Source organism: Synechococcus sp. BA-120 BA3 (genome assembly GCF_034931285.1).
In the GTDB taxonomy this organism is placed as follows: domain Bacteria; phylum Cyanobacteriota; class Cyanobacteriia; order PCC-6307; family Cyanobiaceae; genus Cyanobium.
This window is the reverse complement of record NZ_JAYGHZ010000109.1, coordinates 1-3,478: the sequence shown is the minus strand read 5'-3', so window position 1 is coordinate 3,478 and position 3,478 is coordinate 1. Positions and strand designations below refer to the sequence as shown.

The window sequence follows — 3,478 nt, the reverse complement described above, 5'->3', positions numbered from 1 at the left end:
GTGGAGCGGAGGGGGGAGCGGCGGTGGCCGGAGCCGCGGGCGGAGCGCTGGCCCGGGGGGCGCTCACCGGAGCCGGAGCGGCCTTCTTGACCGCGAGGATCGCCTTGGATGGCGGGGTGGGCGCCGGCGCTTCGGGCCGTGCCGGGGACGGGGCCGCGACGTTCACACCGATCAGCGAACGGATCCGGGAGGCCTCGTCATCACTGATGGAGCTGCTGTGGCTCTTGGCCGCAATGGAGAGCTTCTCGGCGGCATCGAGCACGTCCTTGTTGTCCAGGCCCAGGTCCTTCGACAGCTCGTAGATTCTCACTTTGCCGCTGCTGGTCATTCAGAAAGGTCTCCGTACGGTGGGGCCGAAAGGACCCCGGGGCCGCACGCACGTGGCGACCATGGTTCATCTTGCCTCAGAGGTCGCGGGGCCGATCGCTCGAGACGTGCCTCAAGGCTGGCCAGGATCGCCTCGCTGACGGAGCAGCGCAGACCACGCTGGAGCCGGCGGCGGCGGCGGGCTTCCTCCAGGCAGCTCGGTTGCGGGCACAGATAGGCCGATCGGCCCATGCCCCCATCCAGGCGCACCGTCCCATCGGCCTGGCGCACCACCCGCCAGAGCAGGGTGCGGTCGCAGAGGCGGCGGCAGGAGACGCAGCGCCGCAGCACCGGCCGCCCGGTGGGCGGCGTCACCGGACACCCTCGCCGGGGGTTTCATCGAAGGCCTCCTCGAGCGGCGGCTCAGCCTGATCAACGGCCTCCGCTTCGGCTGGGGCGGCCTCCTCGCCGTTGTCCTCGCCGACCTCCTCGTCTTCACCCTCCCCGTAGGACTCCTCGTCCTCCGGCAGGGGGTAGAGCTCCCGCAGGCGGGCGTCCTCCTCGGCGCGGGTGGCCTGCTCGGCCTCCAGACGGGCCTCGGCCTCGGCCTGCAGCGCCTCCTCCTCCTGGCGCTGGGCGATCAGGGTCGCCACCTTCTCGTCCTCGCTGACCTGGTCGTACTCCTGGGCGTCCTTGATGTCGATCTTCCAGCCGGTGAGACGGGCCGCCAGGCGCACGTTCTGGCCCTCCCGGCCGATGGCCAGGCTCAGCTGGTCGTGGGGCACGAGCACGTGGGCGTGGTGGCCTTCGGGGTCCACCAGGCGCACCATCTCCACCCGCGCCGGGCTGAGGGAGTTGGCCAGGTACTGGGCCGGGTCCGGGGACCAGCGGATCACGTCGATCTTCTCGCCCCGCAGTTCGTTTACCACCTGCTGGATGCGGGAGCCGCGGGCGCCGATGCAGGCTCCCACCGGATCCACTTCCCGCTCCACACTGTCGACGGCCACCTTGGTGCGGGGGCCCACGGCGCGGGAGGGGGGATTGGCCTCGCGGGCCACGGCGACGATCCGCACCGAACCCTCCTGGATCTCGGGCACCTCGTTCTCGAACAGATAGACCACCAGGCCCGCATTGGCCCGGGAGACGAACAGCTGGGGGCCGCGGCGGGGCACCTCGCTGACCTCCTTGAGGAAGACCTTGAAGGTGGCGTTGGCGCGGTAGTTGTCGTTGGGCAGCTGGTCGCGGCGGGGCAGTTCCGCCTCCACCTCGGGCCGGCCCAGGCCGCTGCTGACGGCCATGATCACGCTCTGACGCTCGAACCGGATCACCCGGGCGGTGAGCACGGGATCCTCCAGGTCGGCGAATTCCTCCTGGATCATGCGGCGCTGCTGGTCGCGCAGCTTCTGGGCCAGCACCTGCTTGGTGGTGGCGGCGGCCATGCGGCCGAAGTCATCCTTCTCCGGGGTCACATCCAGCACCACCGTGTCGCCGATCTGGGCGTCCTCCGCCACCTGGCGCACCTCTTCGATGGCGATCTGGTGGTCGTCGCTCTCCACCTCCTCGACGATGATCTTGCTGGCCAGCACCCGGTAGCCCTCCTCCTCCAGATCCAGGGCGACGTCGAAGTTGCTGAAGTAGTCCTCTTCGAAGGGATCCTCGCTGATGCCCAGGTAGAGGGTGCGGCGGTAACGCTCGTAGCCCTTCAGCAGCGCCTCCCGCAGGGCCGCCTCCACCACCTGGGGAGCCAGCTTCTTCTCGTCGCTGATGTCCTCGATCAGGTTGTTGAGACCGGGGAGCAAAACCAGGGCCATGGACTCGGGGGGCGTGGGGGCAGGAAGGGAACGGGGGGTGAACCGGGGCGGTTCAGGAATCGGGAGGTGCCTGGGTGAGCCGCACCCGGAGCACGGCGTCGCGGGGGATGCGCAGGATGCGGCCGCGCTCGTTGAGCAGGACCACCTCGGCATCGCGGCCGAGCAGGAGGCCCGTTCGCCGCACATCCGCACCGTCGGCATCCCGGCGCAGCACCTCCACCGGAAAGCCCCGGAAGCTGACGAAGTCCCGATCGGAGTGGAGATCCTCCCCGATGCCGGGACTGCTCACCTCCAGGACGTAGGCCATGGTCAGAAGCCCGGAGGCCTCGATGGCCTCGCCGAGGGGACCGCTCACGGCGGCACATTCGTCGAGGTTGACATCGGTGCCGTCGGCCCGCTGCACCCGCACCACGACCGTCAGGGGGATGCGGTGGGCCAGCACCTCAACCGACTGCACCTGGAGATGCGCCGACGCGACCACCGGCCGAACCAGCGTCTCCAGGTCGTCAGTGAGGGGATGGGGCAAGGACGGGCGGCGTAGGGAGAGATCTCCCGCTGGCGGGATGGTCCGCCGCGCGCTGCAGTGTTCACTGCCCCCAACCGCCAGGCTTCCTCCCGTCAGGGGAAAGGACGTGCGGAACAAGGGTGAGGCCCGGCGGGCACGGTTTCACCCTAGAGGATTGGCCTCCGGAGGCCTGGGCATCTCCAGGATCGGTGCCTCCGCGTAGTAGTCGTTGGCGGTCACTTCGCCCCGCAGGCTGAGGTCCTGGTTGAGGCACCGGCCGCACTGCTCGGGTGTGCGCAGGTACTGACACACCCGGGCCCAGAGCTTGGCGCGGGTGCCCGGAGCCCCCTGGCTGAAGTGGACCAGGTCGTTGCCTCCGGCCATCCCCTGGATCTCCACCTTGCAGAGGGTGCAGCGCTGCCGCGTGCCGGGGGGGATCGGGGCCATGGCCTCGGGGAGGACTGGGGGCAAAGTTAAGCCGTTCCAGGTCGAGCGGTCCCGCCCCGGGGCGGCCGGAGCCCTCTCCGATGCGAATTCTTCAACTCAGCGATCCCCATCTGCTCGCCGATCCCGCCGGTCGCTGCCACGGCCGGCCGGCGCTGGCCCTGCTTCGCGACGGGCTCTGCGAGGCCCTCAGCCAGCTCCGCAGCGCCGGGGAAGTCCCCGATCTGCTGCTGATCAGCGGCGATCTCTGCGATGACGAGAGCTGGGGCGGGTACGCCCGCCTCGCGGAGCTGCTGCAGGAGATCCCGCTGCCGGTGGCGCTGCTGGCGGGCAACCACGACCACCCCGCCCTGCTGCGGGCCGCCCTGGGGCGCCGCGCGGTGGTCGCCCCGGCCCTGATCCTCTGCGGCGG

5 protein-coding genes and 1 pseudogene are annotated in these 3,478 nt (G+C 70.4%); 1 reads left to right on the top strand and 5 read right to left on the bottom strand.

Going from position 1 to position 3,478, the window contains the following annotated elements; all coding sequences use genetic code 11:
* The 5 genes and pseudogenes from VB737_RS05995 to nblD form a co-directional block, all read right to left on the bottom strand.
* A partial coding sequence (locus VB737_RS05995; RefSeq protein ID WP_500311963.1) for a translation initiation factor IF-2 N-terminal domain-containing protein occupies positions 1-328 on the bottom strand: 328 nt, incomplete at its 3' end.
* A gap of 101 nt (positions 329-429) precedes the next feature.
* Positions 430-681: pseudogene (locus VB737_RS05990) on the bottom strand (YlxR family protein); the annotation flags it as partial.
* Positions 678-2,117, bottom strand: a complete 1,440-nt coding sequence (gene nusA, locus VB737_RS05985) for a transcription termination factor NusA (protein ID WP_500311961.1) — start codon at positions 2,115-2,117, stop codon at positions 678-680. The gene nusA and the pseudogene VB737_RS05990, both read right to left, overlap by 4 nt.
* A gap of 52 nt (positions 2,118-2,169) precedes the next feature.
* Positions 2,170-2,643, bottom strand: a complete 474-nt coding sequence (locus VB737_RS05980) for an LSm family protein (protein ID WP_500311959.1) — start codon at positions 2,641-2,643, stop codon at positions 2,170-2,172.
* 141 nt (positions 2,644-2,784) lie between these two features.
* Complete coding sequence (gene nblD / locus VB737_RS05975) at positions 2,785-3,069, bottom strand: NblD family protein (RefSeq protein ID WP_500311957.1); 285 nt, start codon at positions 3,067-3,069, stop codon at positions 2,785-2,787.
* An 80-nt stretch (positions 3,070-3,149) separates the two neighbouring features.
* On the opposite strand from nblD, the gene VB737_RS05970 reads away from it, so the two are divergent.
* On the top strand, positions 3,150-3,478 hold a 329-nt coding region (locus VB737_RS05970; protein ID WP_500311956.1), incomplete at its 3' end, for a metallophosphoesterase.

Coding starts and splice junctions, on each gene's coding strand:
- nusA (WP_500311961.1), bottom strand. CDS start 2,117: ATGGCCCTGGTTTTGCTCCCCGGTCTCAACAACCTGATCGAGGACATC.
- nblD (WP_500311957.1), bottom strand. CDS start 3,069: ATGGCCCCGATCCCCCCCGGCACGCGGCAGCGCTGCACCCTCTGCAAG.